This window comes from Pseudomonas sp. LRP2-20, from assembly GCF_024349685.1.
Taxonomy (GTDB): Bacteria; Pseudomonadota; Gammaproteobacteria; order Pseudomonadales; family Pseudomonadaceae; genus Aquipseudomonas.
Map to the genome: position 1 here is coordinate 945,856 of NZ_AP025944.1, position 22,454 is coordinate 968,309.

Annotated in this window: 8 protein-coding genes; all 8 read right to left on the minus strand. The window is 66.7% G+C overall.

The genetic code is table 11. The features are described from left to right. Nucleotides 1-648 precede the first annotated feature (648 nt). Complete coding sequence (locus tag OCX61_RS04095) at nucleotides 649-1,383, minus strand: YkgJ family cysteine cluster protein (protein WP_261942719.1); 735 nt, start codon at nucleotides 1,381-1,383, stop codon at nucleotides 649-651. Further along, complete coding sequence (locus OCX61_RS04100; RefSeq protein ID WP_261942720.1) at nucleotides 1,380-1,691, minus strand: hypothetical protein; 312 nt, start codon at nucleotides 1,689-1,691, stop codon at nucleotides 1,380-1,382. The genes OCX61_RS04095 and OCX61_RS04100 overlap by 4 nt, the downstream gene beginning before the upstream one ends. Before the next feature lie 98 nt (nucleotides 1,692-1,789). Further along, nucleotides 1,790-2,689 carry a chemotaxis protein gene (locus OCX61_RS04105; RefSeq protein WP_261942721.1) on the minus strand — a complete coding sequence of 300 codons (900 nt, stop codon included), beginning with the start codon at nucleotides 2,687-2,689 and terminating at the stop codon, nucleotides 1,790-1,792. Nucleotides 2,690-2,969: 280 nt separating this feature from the next. Then, complete coding sequence (locus tag OCX61_RS04110; protein ID WP_261942722.1) at nucleotides 2,970-4,154, minus strand: HlyD family type I secretion periplasmic adaptor subunit; 1,185 nt, start codon at nucleotides 4,152-4,154, stop codon at nucleotides 2,970-2,972. After that, the gene (locus OCX61_RS04115) at nucleotides 4,151-6,319 is read right to left on the minus strand and encodes a type I secretion system permease/ATPase (protein WP_261942723.1); all 2,169 of its coding nucleotides are present in this window, start codon (nucleotides 6,317-6,319) and stop codon (nucleotides 4,151-4,153) included. The genes OCX61_RS04110 and OCX61_RS04115 overlap by 4 nt, the downstream gene beginning before the upstream one ends. Continuing rightward, on the minus strand, nucleotides 6,316-7,749 hold the full coding sequence (locus OCX61_RS04120; protein ID WP_261942724.1) for a TolC family outer membrane protein: 1,434 nt from the start codon (nucleotides 7,747-7,749) through the stop codon (nucleotides 6,316-6,318). Before OCX61_RS04120 ends, OCX61_RS04115 begins: the two co-directional genes overlap by 4 nt. Nucleotides 7,750-7,812: 63 nt before the next feature. Then, nucleotides 7,813-20,598 carry a BapA/Bap/LapF family large adhesin gene (locus tag OCX61_RS04125; RefSeq protein WP_261942725.1) on the minus strand — a complete coding sequence of 4,262 codons (12,786 nt, stop codon included), beginning with the start codon at nucleotides 20,596-20,598 and terminating at the stop codon, nucleotides 7,813-7,815. Nucleotides 20,599-20,747: 149 nt separating this feature from the next. Further along, nucleotides 20,748-22,301 (minus strand): nitric oxide reductase transcriptional regulator NorR, encoded by a 1,554-nt coding sequence (gene norR / locus OCX61_RS04130; protein ID WP_261942726.1) that lies wholly within the window; start codon nucleotides 22,299-22,301, stop codon nucleotides 20,748-20,750. Nucleotides 22,302-22,454 lie beyond the last annotated feature (153 nt).

Genomic DNA, 22,454 nt, shown 5'->3' on the forward strand with positions numbered 1-22,454 from the left:
GAAATCGAGCGCCGCCCGCGCGGCGCATCGCGAGCTGCGCTCGCTCCTACGTTTGTTTCGGGCCAGTGAATCCTGGGAAATTTGCACGCGAACGCTTTGGCGCATGGCGCGATATCGTGTCGTACCAACAAGGCGGTCGCGCGCGCCTGCCACAGGCGTTACTGGACCGAAACAAACGTAGGAGCGAGCGCAGCTCGCGATGCGCCGCGCGGGCGGCGCTCGATCTCATAGGCGCTGAAGATGTGTGGCAAGCACCTGGTGGCCCTAACGCGATCCTGTCACCAGCTGTAGGAAGATTCTGAACCTGAAACCAAATGCTTCAAGAACGCAGGCATGACGAATTATCCTACACCCCCTGTCGGATGGCGTCTGATAGTCGGGGAACTGCTTCAGCGATAACTTCACGGTTCGCCAACAACGGCGAGCGGCCGTGCAACGCGGATTCTCAGCGCCATGGCCAAGGCGCTGATCAATGATATGGAAATGGGCTTGAACCGCAGCGCCTGACAGTTATGGGGGCCGCTTTGCGGCCCTTCGCGGCGGTTCGGCGCCCCGATGAACCCGCTCCCACAGGTACTACACAAACCTTGAATGCTGTGAAGTTCCTGTGGGAGCGGGTTTACCCGCGAAGAGGCCGAGCCTGCTTACCTAAAACCCGATGAAGGCATAGTAGACCGGCGTTTCAGCAGTGGTCCGCAATCCCTGAGCCTGCAAATCATTCACCAGCCCAGGCTGCTCGACATGCAGCATCCACTCAGCCCCGGTCCCAGATGGCGCCTGTGCCAGCACCCCGGCAAAGGCCGCCATCTCTGGCAGGTAAGCAGTAAACCCATTGCCTTTAAGCGCGCTGGTAGTCATCCCCAGCGCCTCGCAGATGGCCACCTTGGCCGCGATATCATCGCGATCCGCCTGCCGCGAAGCCTGCACCAGCGCCGTTAACGCCGGGTCCACCGGCAGCGACCCATGGATCAGTTCAGGCCCCTGTTCCCAGGCCTCGGGCGGGCAGTCCTTGTTCTCTGGCCGCAAAGGAATATGCGGGTTGATCTCCACCGGATAGATGCGGCAGACCAGTGGCCGGCTTTCATAGATGGTGCACAGGTCGTTGTCGTCGAGGTTGCGACAGCGCCCTGGGTTGAACGCGGCAAAGGTCACCGAAACGCGGGCTTCGCTGCCGCCACAAGGCACCGGGTACGAGCGGCGCATCACATGCTCGCGCTGCTCTGCAGGCATGCCTGGCCCATCGGTCACGAAGGCTTCGATCAACACGATCACCTGGCCACCGGCCGTCGCCCACTGGCGTGCCTCGGCCAAGGTCAATGGCACATGGTGGCCGGTGCAGCACTTGCCGCAACCGGTACAGGCAAAGCGCAGGCTGTCGTTCACTTGGCGTCCGGGTTCCATTCGCTGATGTGGGCCTGCTGCTGCTTGCGGTCGTACAGGCAGAGCTCGGTGCCGGTACGTTGCTGCATGTGCTTCTGTGGATAAACACCTTCGATCAGCAGGGCACTGAAACCGACCTGATCATCGAACTCAGCCGGTTTGCCACGGGCGTGCGCATCCTTGAACTGGCTGGCCTTCAGGCAGGCCTTGAGCATCTGCTGGCGCTGCTCGTTCCAGGCCTGGCTGCTGGAGGCCTGGGCGACACCGCTGAACAGGGCGCAGGCGATCAGAAGAGAGCTGAAAAACTTCATACGCGGTTCCGGGAAATTATCCGAGGGGCGCGAATTATGCCCGAGTCATCCCTGGCGGCAAGCCATGGAGTTTGTCGCTGAATATAACAACACGTGCTTCAGCGCTCGGCAAACACCACGGTCCGCGCCGCCGTCACCAGGCAGTCGGTCAGGTCGGGCGAAGAGAACTTGGTGAGGATGGCATTGGCCCCGGCCAGCCTGGCTTTCTCGCTGCTCATGGCGCTGTCCAGCGAGGTGTGCAAAAGCACGTAGAGGTGCTGGAAGTCCGGCGTCTCGCGCAGGGTGCGGGTGAAGGCATAACCGTCCATCTCGGACATTTCGATGTCCGAGACGATGATGTTGATCTCCTGCGCGGTGCCTTGAAGCTCCAACAGCACGTTTATCGCATCCTTGGCGCTGCGTGCGGTGTGGCACTCGATACCGAGGTTACGCAGGGTGTGCACGGACTGCTGCAGCGCCACCTGGCTGTCGTCGACCACCAGGATGTTGGCGGCGGCCAGCAGGCTGGCGTCTTCCTCGCTCAGCTCACCCGGTTGTGGCTCCGGCTCGGGCGGGGCGATGCCGTGGATGACCTTTTCGATGTCCAGCACCTGCACCAGCGTGTTGTCGACCCGAGTCACGCCGGTGATGAACGAACGGTTGCCCGAACCGAACGGCGGCGGCTTGATGTCGGTGCTCAGGCAATGGACGATGCGGCTCACCGCCTGCACGTGCAGGCCCTGGCGCGAGCGGCTGATCTCGGTGACGATCAGGCAGCCGCCGTCCGGGTCGGCCAGCGGGCGTTCGCCGATGGCGCGGGACAGGTCGATCACCGACAGCGAATTGCCGCGCAGGGTCGCCACGCCTTTCACGTGCGGGTGCGATTCGGGCAGCTTGGTCAGGGGCGGGCAGGGGATGATCTCGCTGACCTTGAGCAAGTTGATTGCCATCAGCTTGCCGCTGCGCAGGGTGAACAGCAGCAGGGACAGCGAATCCGCGCGGGCATTTTGCGTGGCCATGGTGACCTTCGTGGGAAACAGGGGATGCCGGGTTATCGGCCTGATCTGGCTGCGCTTTAGCGCCCATGTACATATTGCAGAGCGGATCTGGATCCTGTGGGAGCAACTGACTTGCTCAATTTCTTGAAGCTGGCGCCATCCCTGTGGGAGCCGCGCTTGCCGGCGATGGGCCGCGAAGCGGCCCCGGCAATTTATGCAGCAACCTTGAAATCGTGGGGCCGCTTCGCGGCCCATCGCCGGCAAGCGCGGCTCCTACAGGGGATCTCTACCGGGGCCCAGATCAGCGTTCGCGCAGGGCTTCGCGGGCGCGGTTCAGCGGCTTGATCAGGTAATCGAGAATGGTCTTCTCGCCGGTGCGGATATCCACCGTGGCAATCATCCCCGGTACGATCGCGAAGTGCTTGCCGGCCTTGTTGGTCAGGCTGTCCTGCTCGGTGCGGATGAACACCCGGTAGTAGTAGATCTCCGGTTTCACCTCGTCCTGCAGGGTATCCGGCGATATCCCCACCACCTTGCCATCCAGGCCGCCATACACCGAGTAGTCATAGGCGCTGATCTTGACCTTGGCGGCCTGATCGGGGTGGATGAAGGCGATGTCGCGTGGGGCGATACGTGTTTCGATCAGCAAGCGCTCGTCCATCGGCACGATCTTCATCACCTGGCCGCCGGGCTGCACTACGCCGCCCAGGGTGTTGACCTCGATGTCCTTGACGATGCCGCGTACCGGCGAGCGCAGGGTCAGGCGTGTCAGCGAATCGCTGCGCCCGCGGATCACTTCCGACAGGCTGTCGGCTTCGGCACTGGCCTTGGCCAGTTCTTCGCGGGCACGTACCAGGTAGTCGGAGCGCGCTTCGTTGGCCTTGAGTTCCAGTTCCGAGCGCTGGCGGTTCAGGCGGATCACTTCGACCCGGCTGGAGGCCCCCATCTTGGCCAGGTTCTCGGTGATCTTCAGCTCCGCACGCACCAGCCGCAGTGAGTCCTCGATGCCGGCCAAGGTCTGCTCCAGGCCACGGCGGCGGGTTTCGTACAGTGCCGTCTCGGCGTCGATCAGGTCGGGCGAGTCGCGCAGGCTTTCGGGGAAACTCAGCGGTTTGCCGGTGACCTCGGCACGCAGCCGCGCGACGCTGGCTTTGGCCGCACGGTACTTGGCCTCGCTTTCGCCAACGCTGGAGGCGGTCTTGGTCGGGTCGAGCTGGGCCAGCACCTGGCCGCGTTCGACCAGGTCGCCTTCGGCCACGTTCATTTCAGCGACGATGCCGCCTTCGAACGACTGGATCACCTGCTCGCGTGAACTGGGGATCACCTTGCCGGTGCCGGTGGAGACTTCGGTCACCTCGAACCAGGCCGCCCAGGCCAGGAACGCGGCGAGCATGATGGCGCAAAGCGTGATGACACGGCCGGCGCGCAGCACCGCCTGGTCATCCTGGCCGTCCAGGTAGGACGCGGGGAGTTCGTGGTTGCTCATGCCTGCGCTCCTTGCAGCTTGGCCAGGGCAGCGTCGCGTTTGTCGTCGATGACGATACGCCCGCCGTCCAGCACGATGATGCGTTCGACCCGCTGCAGCACGCTCAAGCGGTGCGTTGCGATCACCAGGGTGCGGCCCTGGCAGAAGCGATCAAGGTTATCCAGCAGCTTGCGTTCGGTGACGTCGTCGAGCGAGGCGGTGGGTTCGTCGAGCAGCAGTACCTGGGGCTGGCGTACCAGCAGGCGAGACAGTACCAGGGCCTGACGCTGCCCGCCGGACAGGCCCTGGCCACCTTCGAGGATCAGGTGGTCGAGGCCCTTGGGCAGGTGGCGGACGAACTCCAGCGCACCGGTGGCGGCCAGCGCGGCCACCAGTTCCTGGTCGCTGGCCTGGCCGGCGCCGAGGGTGAGGTTCTCCCGCAGGGTGCCATGGAACAGCCGGGCGTACTGGGCCAGAAGGCCGACGTCACGGCGCAGGTCGGCCGGGTCGAGGTGGGCCATGGCGATGCCATCGAGGCTGACTTCGCCCTGGCTCAGGTCCATGGCGCCGCCCAGGGCCTGCAGCAAGGTCGATTTGCCGGCGCCGTTGCGCCCTAGCACGGCGATGCGCTCGCCGGGCTCTATGTGCAGCTGGCCGATGCTCAGTACCGGTGGGGCTTCCGGGCTGTAGCGGAAGGTGGCTTGGCGCAGGGCATATTCGCCACGGATGGCCGGCAAGTGTACGCGGGCTTCACCTTCAGGGTGGTCGACCGGCGACTGCATCAGTTTGTCCAGGCCCTGCAGGGCCACCTTGGCCTGCTGCCAGCGGGTCAACACATGGGTCAGCTGCGCCAGTGGTGCCATCATCCGAGACGACAGCATCGAGGCGGCGACCAGGCTACCGGTGGTGAGGTCGCCGGCAATCACCATCGGTGCGCCGATCACGATGACCACGGCAAACACCGCGCCCTGCACGTTCTGGGTCCAGGTCACCAGGCCGTTGGTCAGGGTGCGCAGGCGCAGGCTGGTGTGCGCGCAGGCGGCGTTGTACTGGTTCCACTGGCGCTCGAAACGCGCCTCGGCCTGCAGCGCCTTGATCTCGTCCAGGCCCTGGATGCTTTCCACCAGCATGGCATTGCGCAGCGAAGATTCACGCATCGAGGCATTGGCCAGTACCGCCAGGCGCCGTTGTGCGAGCAGGCCCGGGATGACCATGGCCAGCAGCGCCACCAGCGGGATGAATACCAGCACCCCACCGATCAGCCAGAACACAAACAGGAACAGCAGGAAGAACGGCAGGTCGGCCAAGGCGGTGGCGGTGCTCGAGGTGATCAGGTCGCGGATCGACTCCAGCTCGCGTAATTGCGAGATGAACGAGCCGGTGGATTTCGGCCGGGCCGAGTTGCGCAGGCGCAGCGCATGCCCGTAGACCAGGTCGGACACCCGCAAGTCGGCACGCTTGCCGAGCAGGTCGGTAACCTTCAACCTCAGCAGGCGCATGCTGAAGTCGAACACCAGCGCCAGCACCACACCGCCAAACAGCACGTACAGGGTTGGCAGGGATTCGGCGGGGATCACCCGGTCGTACACCTGCATCGAGAACAGTACCCCGGCCAGGGCCAGCACGTTGGCCACCAGCGAGGCGACCATCACCTGGCCGTAGGGGCGCAGGTCGCGCAGCACGATGCGGGCGAACCAGTGCCGATCATAGGGCGCGGTGTAGTCGTCGGTGCGCACATCGCGCAGCGGCCGCGCCGGGCGCATCAATGCCACGCGGTTGATACGCCCTTCAAGCGCCTCGCGGGGCAGGCGCGAGGTCAGGCGCTGGTCGCCGGCGAAGACCACGGCCAGCTCGTTTTCTTCGGTCACCGCCTCGACCGTGGCCAGCTGGCCATCGTCCAGTTCCAGCACCAGTGGCGTGCGCCATTGGCGCAGGGCCTTGGCGTCGTAGCGCACGAAGCGCAAGGTCAGGCCAGCCTGGCGCGCCATGTGCCGGAGAATTTCATCCAGCGGGCGCGCATCTTCGACCGCTGCCAGGCGAATGCGCTGGGGTGAGACGTCCAGGCGATAGTGATGGGCGACTTGCAGCATCACTTCCAGCCAGGGGCCCAGGTCGGGCCGATGTACCACCGCCTGCTCCGGGTTCTGCTCCTGAGCGGCCTGGGTCAGCTTCACGGTATCGTTCATGGCTCGATTTCCACCCCTTGCAGGTTGCGCCCTTCCAGCCCGAAGGCGGTACGCAGGGCGCCGGTGTTGTACAGGCAGTCGACATCCAGGCGCAGCAGGTCGGAGCGGGTGCCGGCAAGTTCGAAGCGTGACTGGTAGATCTCCTGCTCGGCGTTGAGCAGGTCGAGCAGTGGCCGGGTGCCCAGGTCCAGGTACTGCCGGCCATACAGTTCGCGGGCTTCCTGGATGCTGGCCTGGCGCGCCTCCAGCGAGTTGAGGCGCCGGCCCAGCCCGGACGTCTGTGCCATGGCTTCGGCCAGGCCGCGGCGGGCTTGCAGGCGTGCGGCGTCTTCGGCGGAGTCGGCGGCGCTCAGGGCATGGCCGGCGGCGCGGCTGCGGGCGCTGATGGCTCCGCCCTGGTAGATGGGCACCTCGACGTTCAGGTAGATGCCCGCCTGGGTACGGTCCAGGCTGCGGTTGTCGCGGTTGTAGTCGTTGTCCAGGTAGTGATTGACCTGTGGTTGCAGCGACAGCGTGGGGTAGGCTTCGGCCTTGGCCTGGGCCAGTTCGGCCTGGGACTGGGCACGCAAGGCCAGGGCCATGAGCACGGCCGGCAGCCGGTCGCTGCTGCCTGAGGCGCGCTTGCAGGCCTGGTTCAGCTCTGGCGGTTGTTCCTCGGCGAGGGCCGGCGGCGCTACCCGGCCAAGCAGTTCGGCCAGGGTCGAACGCCAGCGTTCGTACTGCGACTGGTATTCCTCGAGGGTGGCGCGGGCACCTTCCACCCGTGATTCGGCCTGGACTACGTCAGAGCGCGTGCTGGCGCCCATGTCGCTGCGTTGGCGGGCCATGCCGGCGATGTCGCCGACGCCGCGGATCTGGTCGCGGGCAATCACCATCAGCTGTTCATAGCGGCGGGTTTCGATCCAGGCGTAGGCGGTGTCGCGGGCGAGGTCGTCGACCACCAGCAAAATATTGGCCTGGGCCCGGGTAGCGGCGGCCTGGGCGGCACTGACGGCACTGTCGACCTTGCCGAAGTCGTAGAGCATCTGTTTCAACGACAGGTTCAGCGCCTGGCTGTTGCGGTCGCCGCCGTAGCCGCTGTCATAGCCGGTGCGGATACCGCCGGAAATCTGTGGGTAATAGCCGGCACGGGCGACGTTGATGCCTTCGCCCTGCTTGTACAGGTTGCCGACTGCTTCGGCGATGCTCGGGTGCCACTGCGCGGCGGTCAACACCGCCTCGGCCAGCCCCAGCCGGTCGCCATGGCTGGCGGCCTGGCCGGAAGGCGGGCGGGCGGGGATGGCATCGGGCGCGTCGCGCATCAGCGACGGGCCGATGGTGCGCAGTCTGGGGTCTATGTCATCGGCTGCCTGGGCAACCGGGTTCAGGTTCACTACCAGGAGCCCGAAGGCTCCCAGCCACAGCGGTGACAGCGGACTGCGTCGCTTCACGTAATTCCCTTACTGCTGATCGTCCTTGCCGCCGGGCGGTGTGCCCGGCGGATTGCAGCGGCCTCAGACGACATGGATGCTGTTCTGCACCCAGAGGTGGTGGCTCGGATCTTCCTGGGCCGTGTATTGGTTATAGTCGATGCCGTCGGCAGTCTGGTTGCCGACCAGGGTCCAGTTGTCCGTCATGTGCACCGAGTCTTTGTCATCCCCCTTGATGATCAGTGTGTTGGTGCCGGTTTCGGTGATTGCCACCACGTCGGCCAGGTTGAGGGTCAGCGCCACCGCACTGGTGGCGTTGAGGTCGATCACCTCGATGTTGTGGATGCGTTCGGCCAGGGTGCCCAGGTCGATGCTGGCATCGCCGCCGCCCCACAGCAGGGTGTCGGTACCGCTGCCGCCATCGACGCTGGCGAAGTTCTGGTCGACCACTTCGAGGATGTCGTTGCCGGCGCCGCCTTCCAGGGTGATGTGCCCGCCCTGGCTGCCCACCAGGTGGTCGTTGCCGTCGGTGCCGGCGAGCACTTCGCTGGAAGCGGCGGCCGCCACGCTGGCCACGGCCAGGCTGTCGTCGCTGGTGTCGGCCACCAGCGCGGAGAAGGTGGTGAGACCGGCGGCGTTGTCCAGGTTGACGGTCAGCGTGGCGGTGTCGGTGGTGCCGTTGGGGTGGGTCAGCTCGTAGGTGAAGGTGTCGTGCTGGCCGATCACCGCCGAAGTCAGCCCGCTGTTGAGGGTGTAGGTGTAGCTGCCGTCCGCATGCACCAGCAGCGTGCCGTAGGTACCGGCCACGCTGACGCCGTTGTAGCCGGGGATGGTATACGTGCCGGCGGCCGTCAGCACGCTCAGCACGGTCAGTGCCGAACCCAGGTTGTCGGTACCGGTCGGGTCGGTGATCAGGTTGCCGCTGGCCACCGTGGCGCTGCTGACCACGAACTCGGTGAGGTGCGTGGTGGTGGTGTTGAGGCTGGTGGTGATCGAGCTGAGCAGCCCGATGCCACTGGAGCTGACGCGGACCTGGTAGCTGCCGGCCGTCTGCCCGGTGAAGGTGTAGCCGGCGCCACCACCGAGCAGGGTAAGCAGCGAGCTGCCCGGCACCGATTGCACCAGCACGTACTGGCCGGTGCTGGTGTTGAGCTTGTACAGGGCAATGGTGGTGTTGCCGAGCAGGGTCAGCAGGTTGGCCGAGTTGACCACCACTTGCAGGTCGGCGCTGGTGTCGGCGGCCACCGACGTGGTGTAGATGGCCTGGCGCGAGCCGATCACCGGCAGGCTCAGCGTACCCAGGGTGGCGCTACTGCTGTCGACCCGGTTGGCCAGGGTGATTTGGCTGCTGTCGATATCGTTGACCGCATCCACCACCGTGGCCGGCGCGCTGAGGTTGCTGTCGCTCCAGATTTCCGTGGCCTGCGGGCTGTCGATGCGCACGTACAGATTGGCCGAGTCGGACAGGCCGTTCGGGTGCACCAGCTGGTAGCTGAACACGTCCACCTTGCCGACGCTCGAAGGGCTGCCATTGGGCGTATAGGTGTAGCTGCCGTCCGCATGGATCACCAGGGTGCCGTACTGGCCCTGTACCGTGGTCCCCGCACCGCTGGCGGCGGCCACGTAGGTACCGTTCTTCAGCACCTGCAGCACCGCGCCGCTGTCCGGGCCGCGTGAGTCGACGGTACCGTCGGTGCCCGTATCGGTGATGACGTTACCTGAGGTGGCGCTGCCCGTGCCGGTGAACTGGGTGAGGCTGGTGGCTTCGATGTCCAGGCTGGTGGTGACCTGGGTCACCAGGCCGATGCCGCCGCTGGCCACGGTCAGGCGGTAGTCGCCGGCCTGCAGCTTGCCGATATCGACCTGCAGCCCCAGCGGCAGCACGATCAGGTCGAGCAGCCCTTGGGTGTTGCCGGTGGCGATGGTCACCCAGGCGCCGGTGGCATCCTTCACTTGCAAGGTGAAGGTGGAGTTGTTCAGCAGTGCCAGCACGCTGTTGGTGGTCAGTGTCAGGGTCGGATCGACCGTGGTGCCGGCCGCCACCGTCCAGGTGTAGGTCTTGCTGAAGCCCGACAACAGGGTGGTGAAGCTGTCGCTGTAGGTGGTGGTGGCGGTGACTGGCGCCAGGTTGACGGTGGCAGTGGCCAGGTTGTCGCTGGCGATGACCGGGGCGTTGGCGTCGATGTCTGGCGCGGTGATGTTGACGTTGCCAGAGGTATTGTTGCGCGGGTCGGTGAGGGTCACCGTGAGCACCTGGCCGTTGTCCTGGGCCGGGCTCAGGGTCACGCTGAAGGTGCCATTAGGCTGTACCACCGCGGTTTGCAGCACGGTGCCGCTGGCGCTGCGCACGGTCACCGTGGCACCGACCTCGCCGGAGCCGGTGAGGGTGGTGCCGTCGGCACTGATGACCAGATTGCTGGCATTGGCCGGTGGGGTGAGGTCCGGGGCGTTCAGCGCAGTGGCGCTGGAGGTGTTGCCGGCGGCATCGGTGAGGGTGACGCTCAGCGCCTGGAAGTTGATCTGCGCCGCACTCAGGCTCACGGTGTATTGGCCGTTGCTGGCCACCGTGGCGGTGCCGAGCACGGTGCCGGCGCTGTTGCGCACGGTTACTGTGCTACCGGCCTCGCCAGTGCCGCTGACCGTGGTGCCGTTGGTGTTGATTGTCGCTACGGGGGCGACTGGCGGGGTGGTGTCTGGCGCAGTGATGCCGGTGCTGCCGGATGCGTTGTCGGCGGCGTCGGTCTGGCGCACGACCAGGGCCTGGCCATTGTTCTGGGCGCTGGTCAGGGTGATGTTGAAAGTGCCGTCGCTCTGCACGATGGCGCTGCCGACCTGGCCGCCGGGGCCTTGCACGGTCACGGTCGCGCCCGGCTCGCCGTTACCGGTGAGCAGGGTGCCAGCGCCATTGATCACCAGGTTGGTCGGTGCCAGCGGGGCCTGGGTGTCTGGCGCCGTGTAACTGGTGGTGCCAGAAACGTTCAGGGCGGTATCGGCCTGGCTCAGGCTCAGCACCTGGCCATTGAGCTGGGCACTGTTGAGGTTGATGCTGAATGCCCCTGCACCATTGACCAGGCCGCTGCCGAGCACATTGCCGCTGGCATCGCGCACGGTCACCGTGGCTCCAGCTTCACCGGTGCCGCTGAGCACCAGGCCATTGGCCGACAGCGAGGTGACTACCGGGTTGGCCGGTGGTGTGGTGTCGGCCGCGGTGACGAACACTGGTTGCGACTCGCCACCGAGCAACGACACTGCCGTCACCGTCAGGTGTTGCCCGTTGAGCTGGGCGTTGTTCAAGGTGATCGAGAAGCCACCGTTGACGATATTGACCGTACCGGTGCCGATCAGGTCGCCGGCGGCGTCGTAGACACGGATCGACGCGCCGGCGGCAGCTGTACCTGTCAGGGTCAGGCCGTTGGCGGCCAGGGTCACGTTGACCGGTGGTTCCGGTGGTGGCACCAACGGCGTGGTGTATTCGAACACCGCCGAGGTGTTGTTGGCGGCATCGGTCTGGGTTACTTCCAAGATGGCTAGCGAACCGGGTGCCGGTGACAGGGTGATCGAGAAGTTGCCGCCGCTGTCGACCAGGCCGATGCCGATCGGCACGCCGCCGAAACTGACAGTTACGGTCGCACCCGCTTCACCACGCCCGGTGAGCACGTTGTAGTCGGTGTTGATGGCAAGGTTGGTGACGATGGCGGGCGGTGAAGTATCGTCGCTCTGGTACTCGGCCGGCAGCGAGGTGTTGCCGGCGCTGTCGGTGGAAATCACGCTCAGCAGCTGGCCGTTGTTTTGCGCCGGGCTCAGGCTGACAGTGAATTCGCCGCCTGCCGGCACGGTGACGGTGCCGACCACGGTGCCGGCAGCGTTGCGCACGGTGATCACGCTGCCCGCTTCAGCGCTGCCGCTGAGCAGTGTGCCGTTCCCGGTCAGGGCCAGGTTGCTGGGCTGTACCGGTGGTGTCAGGTCCGGGGCGATCAGTTGCAGGGGCGCGGACGGGTTGCCAGTGGCGTCCTGGGCGATCACGGTCAGCACCTGGCCGTTGACCTGCGCTGCGTTCAGGTTGAGCACGAAGAGACCGTCGGGGTCGATGGTGCCCTGGCCGATCAGGTTGCCCTGGCTGTCCATCACGGTGACGCGCGCGCCGGCTTCGCCGGTACCGACCAGTTGCGTGCCGCTGGCGTTGAGGCTGGCGATCACGGTGCCCGGCGGTGTGCTGTCGACGGCTGTCACCGTGCTGATCGGCGAGAGGTTGCCACTGGCATCTGTCAGGGTCACCTGCAGGACCTGGCCGTTGAGTTGCGCCGGGCTCAGGTTGACCACGAACGTGCCGTTGGCAGCCACCGTGGTGGTGCCGATTTCGATGCTGCCGACGTACACCCGCACGGTCGTGCCGGCTTCACCGGTACCGCCGAGCTGGTCGCCCGCGGCATTGAGCCGCAGGTCGAGCGCCGCGGCGGGCGGCGTCAGGTCAGGCGCGTTGACGGTGACCGGCTCGCTGATGTTGCCGGGTGGGTCGGCCTGTTGCACCGACAGCGCCTGCTGGTTGATCTGCGCAGGGCTGAGTTCGACGCGGAAGCTGCCGTCGGCGAGCACCGTGGTGGTGCCCAGCAGTACACCGGCGGCGTTGTTCACGGTGACTGTCGCACCTGGCTCGCCACGGCCACTGACCACGCTGCCGTCGGCATTGATGACCACGTCGGTGAGGGCGTCTGGCGGGGTGAAGTCCGGGGTTTGCAGGGTCGCTGCCGCCGACACGTTGCCGGCAGCGTCGGTCTGGGTAAGGCTGAGCAGTTCCGCGTTGCCCAGCGCCGGGTTGAGGGTCACGGTGAAGTGGCCGCTGGCGTCGACGGTCGCCGTGCCGATCTCGTTACCGGCAGCGTTGGTCACGCTGACCCGCGCGCCGACCTCGCCGCGTCCGGTGAGGGTAACGCCATCACTGGAAATCGCCAGCTCGCCCGGCGCCGCCGGTGGCGTTGTGTCGGGCGCGGTGATGGCAGTCGCCGGGGACTGGTTGCCGGTGGCATCGGTAAGCACCACTTGCACGGCCTGGCCGTTGGCCTGTGGCGGGTTGAGGGTGACCTGGAAACTGCCATTGCTCATCACCGTGGCGGTGCCCAGCACAGTGCCGTCGGCAGCGACGACTTTTACCGTGGCATTAACCTCGCCAGTGCCGTTGAGCAGGCTGCCGCCACCGGCGAATGCCAGGTTGGCCGGCGCATTGGGTGCCGTGATGTCCGGCGCGGTGAGGCTGACGCTGTTGGACTCGTTGCCGGCCGCGTCGGTCTGTGCGGCGCTGAGCAGTTCACCGTTGACCTGTGCGGCGTTGAGGTTGACGGTGAAATTGCCATTGGCGCCGACCACGGCGGTACCCAGGTCGGCCCCGCCGACACCCAGCACGGTCACGGTGGCACCTGGCTCGCCGCGGCCGGTGAGCACCAGGCCGTCGTTGGATATCACCAGATTGCTCAGCGGTTGCGGCGCGGTGATGTCCGGGGCTTGCAGGTCGGCCGGCAGCGAAGCGCTGCCATCGGTGCCTACCGCACTGACTTGCAACAGCTCGCCGTTGACCTGGGCACTGCCGAGATTGACAGTGAAGGTGCCGTCGTTGCCGACCGGCGCGGTGCCCAGCAACACGCCGCCCGGGCCGTAGACGCTGACCGTGCTGCCCGGCGCGGCGCTGCCGGTGACTACCAGGCCGTTGGCGGACAGCACCAGGTTGTCGGGGGCATCTGGCGCCAGCTCACCCGGTGCGGTGACGCTCTGTGCCGGCGAGGCATTCTGCGCCGCGTCGGTTTGCACCACGCTGAGGCTTTCGCCGGTGGTGGCGGCCGGTGCCAGCGTGACCGTGAAGCGACCATTGCTGCCCACCGTGGCGGTACCCAGCGAAGAACCATCCGGTGCGCGCACGGTGACCGTGGCGCCCGCTTCGCCGCTACCCGTCAGGGTGGTGCCGTCGGGCGACACGGCCAGGTTGCTGACTGCTGCCGGTGGTGTGGTGTCGGCAGCCGTGTACGGCGTGGCGGGCGATACGTTGCCTGCCGCATCGGTGGCCGTGACCTGCAAGGTCTGGCCGTTGGTCTGGGCACTGCTCAGAGTGACCTGGAAGGTACCGTTGGCGCTGGCCACGGCAGTGCCGAGCACATTGCCCGCCGCGTCGCGCACGGTGACGGTGCTACCGGCCTCGGCGCTACCGCTCAGTTGCAGGCCGGTGCCCGCCAGCGCCAGCGCAGTGGGCGCTGCCGGTGGGGTATGATCCGGTGCGATGACAGTGACTGCGACCGATGTGTTGTTAGCGGTGTCGGTCTGGGTCACGCTCAGGTGCTGCGCATTGAGCTGCGCGCTGGCGAGCGAGAGCGTAAAGGTGCCGTTGGCGGCCACCTGGCCGTTACCGATGATGGTGCCGTCAGGGCCGCGCACGGTGACGCTGGCGCCAGCTTCGCCAAGGCCGGTCAAGGTCACGCCGTTGTTGTTCAGCGCGACATTGGTCAATGCTGCAGGCGGGGTCAGGTCCGGTGTGATGACGCTCACGGCTGGCGAGACGTTGCCAGCGGCATCCACCTGGCTTACGCCGATGGCCTGGCCATTGGCTTGCGAGGTGCCGAAGGTAACGGTGAAGCGGCCGTCGGCGCCGACGATGGCGGTGCCGAGCACAGTACCGGCCGCATTGCGTACCTGTACCGTGGCGCCGACTTCACCGCTGCCGGACAGTTGCCGGCCATCGGCACTGAGCAGCGGGTTGCTCACGGCCGCTGGCGGCGTGCGGTCCGGGGTCGCCAGGCTGGCCGGGCCGGAGACGTTGCCGGCGGCGTCGCTAAGGGTGACCTGCAGCGCACTGCCGGTGGTTTGTGCGCTGGGCAGGGTGATCTGGAACTGGCCGCTCTGGTTGACCGTGCCGGTGGCCAGGATCGCACCACTGGCATCGCGCACGGTCACCAGCGCGCCCGCTTCGCCTTGGCCGCTGACCACGGTGGCGGCGCTGTTCAGGCTCAGGCCAGTGGCGGCATCCGGGGCTTGCAGGTCGGGTGCCTGCACGGTGGCTGCCAGCGAGACGTTACCTGCGGCATCGGCCTGGGTGATGGTGAGGTTTTGCGCATTGGTCTGCGCCGGCACCAGGGTGACGTTGAACAGGCCGTTGCTGCCCACGGTACCGCTGCCTACGAGGGTGCCATTGGCATCGGTCACAGTTACCGTCGCACCGACTTCGCCATGGCCGCTGAGGGTGCTGCCGCTGCGGTTGATGGCAACCTGGGTGGGGGCGTCGGGTGGGGTGGTGTCCGCCGCCACGATGGTGGCCGGTACGGATGGGGGGCCGCCGGCTGAAGCGCGTGCACTGACGCTCAGAACTTGCGCATTGAGCTGGGCACTGGCCAGGAAAATGTGGAAGAAACCGTCACTGCCGACCGTGCCGGTGCCCAGCGTCGCGCCGCCGGAGGTGACGGTGATCAGCGAACCCACGGTACCTTGACCGGTCAGCAGGAAGCCATCGGCACTGATGACAAGGTTGCTCGGGGTGGCGAGCTCGCTGCCAGTCGGGCCATTCACGGTGATCGCGGTTTCGTTGTTGCCATTGTCTTGCACCACCAGCTGCACGCTGTCGCCAGTGGCCAGGGGTGGGCTGACCTGAACCACGAACGTGCCGTCCGGGCCGACGGTGACGGTGCCCAGTTCGGAGTTGCCGTCACGCACGATCACGGTGGTACCGGGTTCGGCAGTGCCGCTGATGGTGCTGCCATCCGGGCTGACCGAGATATCCGTGGCCGGTGCCGGAGGTGTGCTGTCTATGGCACTGACGCTGGTGGGTTGGGTCGCGTTGCCAGCGGCATCGGTGACCACCACCGTCACCGTCTCGCCGTTGAGCAGGGGAGGGGCAAGCGGAACGCTGAAGCTGCCGTCAGGGTTGACCGCTACGGTGGACTCGACGCCGGTCGCGCTGATTACGGTGACCGAAGTCGCGCCCGGTGCGTTGCCGGTGAGCGCCAGGCCATCGGGGGTGATCGCCAGGTCCGTGGGCTGTGCGGGTGGGGTAAGGTCCGGCGCGGTGGCCTGGGCGGCGCCAGAGACAATGCCCTGGGTATCGGTCTGGGTGATGTCGAGGGTCTGGCCGTCCAGTTGTGGCGGGTTCAACGCCACACTGAAGTTACCGCTGGCCGGCACCACCACGCTACCTAGCAGATCGCCGGCGGCGTTGCGCACTTCTACCGTTGCGCCGGCCTGGCCGGTACCTTGCACAAGAGTGCCGTCGGCACTCACCTGCACGCCGCCCGGGACCGCCGGGCCGCTGGTATCGTCAGCGGTGAAGGGGGCCGAAGGCGAGGCGTTGCCAGCGGTGTCGATCAGCACCACCGACACGGTTTCGCCGTGGGTCTGTGGCGGCGCCAGGCTGATGCTGAAGGTGCCGTCCTCTTCAACGACGCCGCTACCCAGCAATTGCCCGGCCGTATCGCGCACCTCCACGGTGGCACCGGCTTCGCCCTGACCCGTGAGGGTGATGCCATCGGCACTGAGCCCGAGGCCTTGTGCAGGCGCGGGTGCTTCGAGGTCGCTGGCGGTCACGGTGTTGGCAGGCGAGGGGTTGCCGCCGCCGTCGGTCTGGATGACGGTCAGGGTCTGGCCGTTGAGTTGTGGTGGGTCGATGGTCACGCTGAAGCTGCCGTCGGCTTGAACCGTGGCGGTACCCAGGACCACGCCGCCAGCACCGGTAACCTGCACCTGCGCGCCGGGCTCACCATTGCCGGTGAGTTGCGTACCGTTGCCAGACAGCGCCAGGCCGGAGGTGATTGCAGGCGGTGTGCTATCGGGTGCTGGCAGATCGACGGCGGCCGAGACGTTGCCAGCAGGGTCGCGCTGCTCGACGGTGAGCGCCTGGCCATTGGTCTGAGGTGGGTCGAGGGTAACTTCGAAGTTGCCATTGCCACCGACCAACGCGGTACCCAGGACGCTGCCATCGGGCCCGCGCACGGTGACGGTGGCGCCAGGTTCGCCAGTGCCGCTGACCGTGCTGCCGTTGCCATCGATGGTCGGCGTGCTGACGGTTTGCGGTGGGGTGCTGTCCGGTGCAGTGAAGCTCACCGGCCCGGCGCTGTTGCCCAGGCTGTCGGTGGCCTCTACGGTCAGGCTTTCACCGTTGCGCTGCGGCTGGCCGAGGGTGACGTCGAAGCGACCGTCGGCACCAACCGTGATGCTGCCCAGCACGTTGCCGTTGATGTCGCGGACGGTGACGATCGAGCCTGCCTGGCCTTGCCCGGTAAGGTGCAGGCCATTGCTGTCGATGGCCAGGCCAGAAGGCTGCAGCGGGCCGTCCAGGTCAGGGGCGGTGAGGGTGGCGGTGGAGCTGTTGCCCGCGCCATCGCGCAGCACCACGTCGAGTTCCTGGCCGTTGATCTGTGCCGGGCTCAGGGTCACGGTGAAGGTGCCGTTGGCAGCGACTACCGCACTGCCCAGCACGGTGCCCTGGGCATTGCTGATTTGTACCGTGGCGCCTGCTTCGCCGCGGCCGGTCAGGGTCACGCCGTCGGCGCTGAGCTGCAGGTCGCTGGCTGCGTTTGGCGGGGTGATGTCCGGTGCATTGATCTGGCTCGGCAACGAACTGTTGCCGTCGGCATCGATGGCCACCACGTCGAGCAGTTCGCCGTTGGCCTGGGCCGGGTCGAGGGTAATGGTGAAGGTGCCATCGTTACCCACCTGAACGCTGCCGATCACCGTGCCGCTGGCGTCGCGCACCTCCACCAGGCTGCCCACCGGAGCGGTGCCGCTGATGGACGAGCCGTCGGCGGCCAGCACCAGCCCGTCAGGGCTCTCAGGCACCGCAGTGGCGGGGACGATGACGGTGAGCGAGACCGAAGGGTTGCCGGCGGCGTCGGTCTGTTGCAGCACGATGGCATCACCGGCGCTGACCGGGCCGTTGAGGTCGACCAGGAAGGTACCGTTGGCCGCGACTACACCAGTGCCGATCACCGCGCCGTTGGCATCACGCACTTCGACCGTGGCGCCAGGTTCGCCGCGGCCAGACACGACCAGGCTACCGGCGCCGATGATGACGTTGCTGATGATCGACGGTGGCGTGGTGTCCGGTACGGTGTAGTCCAGCGGTGCAGAAGCGTTGCCGGCGGCATCGATCACGCTGATGGCCAGGTGTTCGCCATCGCTCTGGGCCGGGTCGAGGGTGAGGCTGAAGCTACCGTCCGCTTGGGCGATGCCGCTGCCGATCAGGTTGCCGTCAGCATCACGCACTTCCACCCGGGCGCCCGCTTCGGCGCTGCCACTCAGGGTCACGCCGTTGGCCAGGCTGAGTCCGCTGGGTTGTGCTGGTGGCACCAGGTCTGGCGCGGTCAGCGGGCTTGGCGTGGAGACGTTGCCGGCGGCATCGGTCAGGTTGACCTGCAAGGATGAGCCATCGACCACCGGCACATCCAGCTGCAGGGTGAAACTGCCATCCGCTTGAACGGTTCCGGTGCCGATGACCTGACCTTGGTCGTTCAATACCTGGACAGTGGCGCCTATTTCGCCACGGCCCGAGACCGTGCGCCCGTCGGCGCTGATGATCAGGTCAGTGGCCGGTTGTGGCGGTGTGGTGTCACCACCGCTGTCGATGTCTGGTGCTGTCACACTGCCCGGCGTGGAGGGGTTGCCTGCCACATCGGTGGCGGTGACCTGCAGTTGTTCGCCATCGACCTGTGGTGGGTCGAGGGTGACGCTGAACGCGCCGTTGGCCCCAGCCACGGCACTGCCCAGCACCGTTGTGCCATCGGCGGCCAGCACGCGCACGGTGCTGCCGGGCTCGGCGCGGCCGGTGACGACAGTGCCGTCGGCATTCACGGCCAGCTCGCTGGGTGTGACCGGGGCGGTGATGTCGGGCGCGGTGACCTGTGCGGGAAGGGACGATGCACCGCTACCATCAACTGCGCTCACGTCGAGCAGTTCGCCGTTGGCCTGCGCAGGGGTGAGCACTACGGTGAAGGTGCCTTCGGCACCGACGGTCACGCTGCCGATCAGCGTGCCGTTGGCGTCATGCACCTCCACGCGGCTGCCGACGGGCGCGCTGCCGCTGATACTGGTGCCATCGGTTGCGATGGTCAGGTCGCTCGGGCTGGCCGGGGTCTGGGTCAGTGGTACGTCGAATTGCAGCGCTTCGGACGCATTGCCGGCCGCGTCGGTCTGCACCAGGCTAAGGCGGGCGCCGGGCTGTGCTGCGGGCGCCAGGTCGATCAGGAAGGTGCCATTGGCACTGACCGTAGCGCTGCCGATCAGGTTGCCATTGGCATCGCGCACTTCCACCGTGGCACCGGCCTCGCCGCGGCCACTCAGGGCCAGGCCACCGTTGCCCACCACGATGTTGCTGACTTCGGCAGGCGGGGTGGTGTCGGGGGCGGTGAATGCCAACGGTGTGGAGGTGTTGCCAGCGGCGTCGGTGAGGCGCACGTCCAGCACCTCGCCATTGGCCTGGGCCGGGGCGAGGGTCAGGGTGAAGCTGCCGTCTGGGCCGACCTGGCCGGTACCGATGACGGCACCGTTGGCGTCGCGTACTTCGATGGCGGCACCCGGCTCGCCTCGGCCGGTGAGGGTCACGCCGGCGACCAGGGCCAGATCGCTGGGTTGTGCCGGGGCCTGCAGGTCGGTCGAGACCACGGTGCCGGGTTGCGAGACGTTGCCGGCCGCGTCCGTGAGGGTCACCTGCAAGCTGCTGCCGTCTTTCACCGGCGGCGCGAGGGTGATCTGGAAGTTGCCGTCGCCACCCACCGTGCCGCTGGCGATCAGGTTGCCCCCGGCGTCGCGCACCTGCACGCTGGCGCCCGCTTCGCCGCGCCCGCTGAGCCGTTGGCCGGCCAGGCCAATGACCAGCTGGGTCGGGGCGTCAGGGGGCGTGGTATCGGGCGGGTTGCCGACGCCGTCGTTCGGTGCGGTGATGGTGGTGGCGCCGGAGACATTGCCGGCTGGGTCGGTGACCGTGACTTGCAAAGGCTGGCCTTCGGTCTGCGGCGGTTGCAAGGTCAGGCTGAACTGGCCATCAGCGCCGGCCACGGCAGTTCCCAGAACAGCGCCGTCGGCACCGCGTACCTGAACGGTCGAACCTGGCTCGGTGCGGCCGGTGAGGGTGGTGCCTTGCGGGTCTATCGTCAGCTCCGTCGGTGCTGTAGGCGGGGTGATGTCCGGGGCCGTCACCGCACCAGCCTGCGAGGTGTTGCCAGCGGCGTCGGTCTGCGAGACAGCCAGGTTTTCGCCGTTGGCCTGCGGGGTGTTCAGGGCGACATCGAAGCGGCCATCGGCATTCACCGTGCCACTGCCGATGAGGTTGCCTGCGGCGTCGAACACATTCACCGTGGCCCCCGCTTCACCGCGACCGCTCAGGCGCAGGCCATCGGGCGAAACCAGCAGGTCGATGGGCGTGGCTGGGGAGGTGGTGTCGCCCGGTGCGCTGCCGCCACCTCCACCACTGCTGCCACCGCTGTTGTTTGCCGCAGCCGCCACGCCGCCGACACCGAGCAGGCTGAGGCCAGCGATGGCAAAGGTCGAGGTCCCGGCACCGGCGACACCGATGCCTGCCACCAGTTCGTCAAGCGAGGCCACTTCATCGAAGGTGAAACCGGTGAAGGTCGTCGCATCATAGTTGGCGTGCCACAAGGTACCGTCTTCGCCAACGAACACCATGTCGCTGCCAACACCTGCCTGGTCCACGGCAAAGAAGTTGCCGACAGTGACCTTTTCTCCGGATTTGAGCGTGACGATCAGGTCCTGGCCGCGCCGGGTGACGGTCGCCACCTGGTCGGGGGCGATGGGCATCTGCACCACGGCAGGGTTGTTGAGGGTGATATTGCCCCAGGCATTCTGGGTGGCGACGGCAGATTGCTTGTCGGCGACGACGATGTTGTCCATGAGTGCTCCCTGCTGGATTTCGGTCCACAGGGTCGCGTTTGGCGACCCTTGGCCGTGGCACGGCCGCGTAACCGGAGATTAGGGAGATATAGCAGCCCAACAGATTGCCACCAGATGGCTTTCCGGGTAGTCCTTTAGTGCATGGTGCCTCAGCGAAGCCCCAGACGACGGGCCAGGCGGCTCAGGTTGGCACGGTCCAGGCCCAGTTCGCGGGCCGCTGCGGCCCAATTGTCCTGATGGCGTTGCAGGCAGGCATCGATCACCTGGCGCTGGTAGTCATCGATAGCCTCGCGCAGGCCACCAGCGGGTACCGCCAGGGTTGCAGGCGCGGCGGGGGCAAGGGTGGCAGTCACCGCTGGCGCGGTGGCACGCAGGTCGAGATCGCTGGCTTCCAGGGTGAGGATGCGTGGGCGCTGCGGGTGTTGGCCCATGGCTTTAAGTGCCGAGCGACCGATCAGGTGCTCGAGTTCGCGCACGTTGCCTGGCCAGTCATACGCAAGCAATGCCGCTTGCGCCTCGCTGCTCAGCCGAAGGCTGTTCAAACCCAGGCGTGATCGGTTCTGCTCGAGGAAATAGCCAGCAAGAAGCAGCACGTCGCGCCCACGTTCGCGTAACGGCGGCACCTGTAGCGGGTACACGCTGAGGCGGTGGTAGAAGTCAGCGCGGTAGTTGCCCGTGCGCACCTCGGCGGCCAGGTCGCGGTTGGTGGCGGCGATCAGCCGCACATCGACCCGGTGTTCGTGGTCCGACCCCAGGCGTTGCAGTTGGCCGCTTTGCAGCACGCGCAACAGCTTGGCTTGCACGGTCAACGGCAATTCGCCCACTTCGTCGAGGAACAGCGTACCGCCGTTGGCCAGCTCGAACTTGCCGCGGCGCTCGCCGTGGGCGCCGGTGAAGGCGCCACGCACATGGCCGAACAGTTCGCTTTCCACCAAGGTGTCGGGCAGGGCTGCACAGTTCAGGCTGACCAGAGGTTTGTCGGCGCGGTTGCTGGCCTGGTGCAGGGCCATGGCCACCAGTTCCTTGCCCACGCCGGTTTCGCCGGTGATCAGCACGGTCAGCTCGCTGGCGCCCACCAGGCGGATTTCTTCCAGCAGGCGCTTGTGCGCCGGGCTCTGGCCGATCAGCTCTTTGTCCTGGCCGCTGGCCTGGCGGTAGATCTCGGCGCGCTGGTGCTCGTCTTCGGCGCGCAGGGCCAGGTGCTCGATGCGCTCGGCCACGGTCACGGTGGCGGCGGCCAGGCTGGCGAAGGCTTGCAGGGATTCCAGCTCCAGGCTCTGGAACTGGCCGGGGGTGAGGGCGTCGAGGGTCACCAGGCCCCAAGGGCGCTCGTCGACCATCAGCGGGCAGCCCATGCAGTCGTGCACCTCGAGGTCGGCGTCAGGGGTATTGACCAGGCCATCGTAGGGGTCGGGCAGCTCGGAGTCGCTGGCAAAGCGGGTCGGTTCCGGGCGGCTGAGCAGGATCTGGAAACGCGGGTGCTCGCTGACCTTGAAGCGACGACCCAAGGTATCCGGGGAGAGCCCATCGACGGCCAGCGGCACCAGCCATTCGCCATCCAGGCGCAGCAGCGCGGCGGCATCGCACGGCAGCAGCCCGCGCATGGCTTGCAGCAGGCGGCGGTAGCGCTCCTGGTCGGGCAAGTCGCGGGACAGGTCACTGACCAGGGGCAGCAAGGTGGTGAGCAACGGCTTTGTAGTCATATGGACTCCTGTGTGTCGATTTGACTATACAGCGGAGTAGGTCTTTTTGACATGATCGCTGCCAGTGCCCTGATTTCATTGGCGAAAAAAGTTGGCACGATTGCTGAAGTAGCAGGGGCAACCATTTGAAGCCACTGGCTCAGGAGTCGTTGC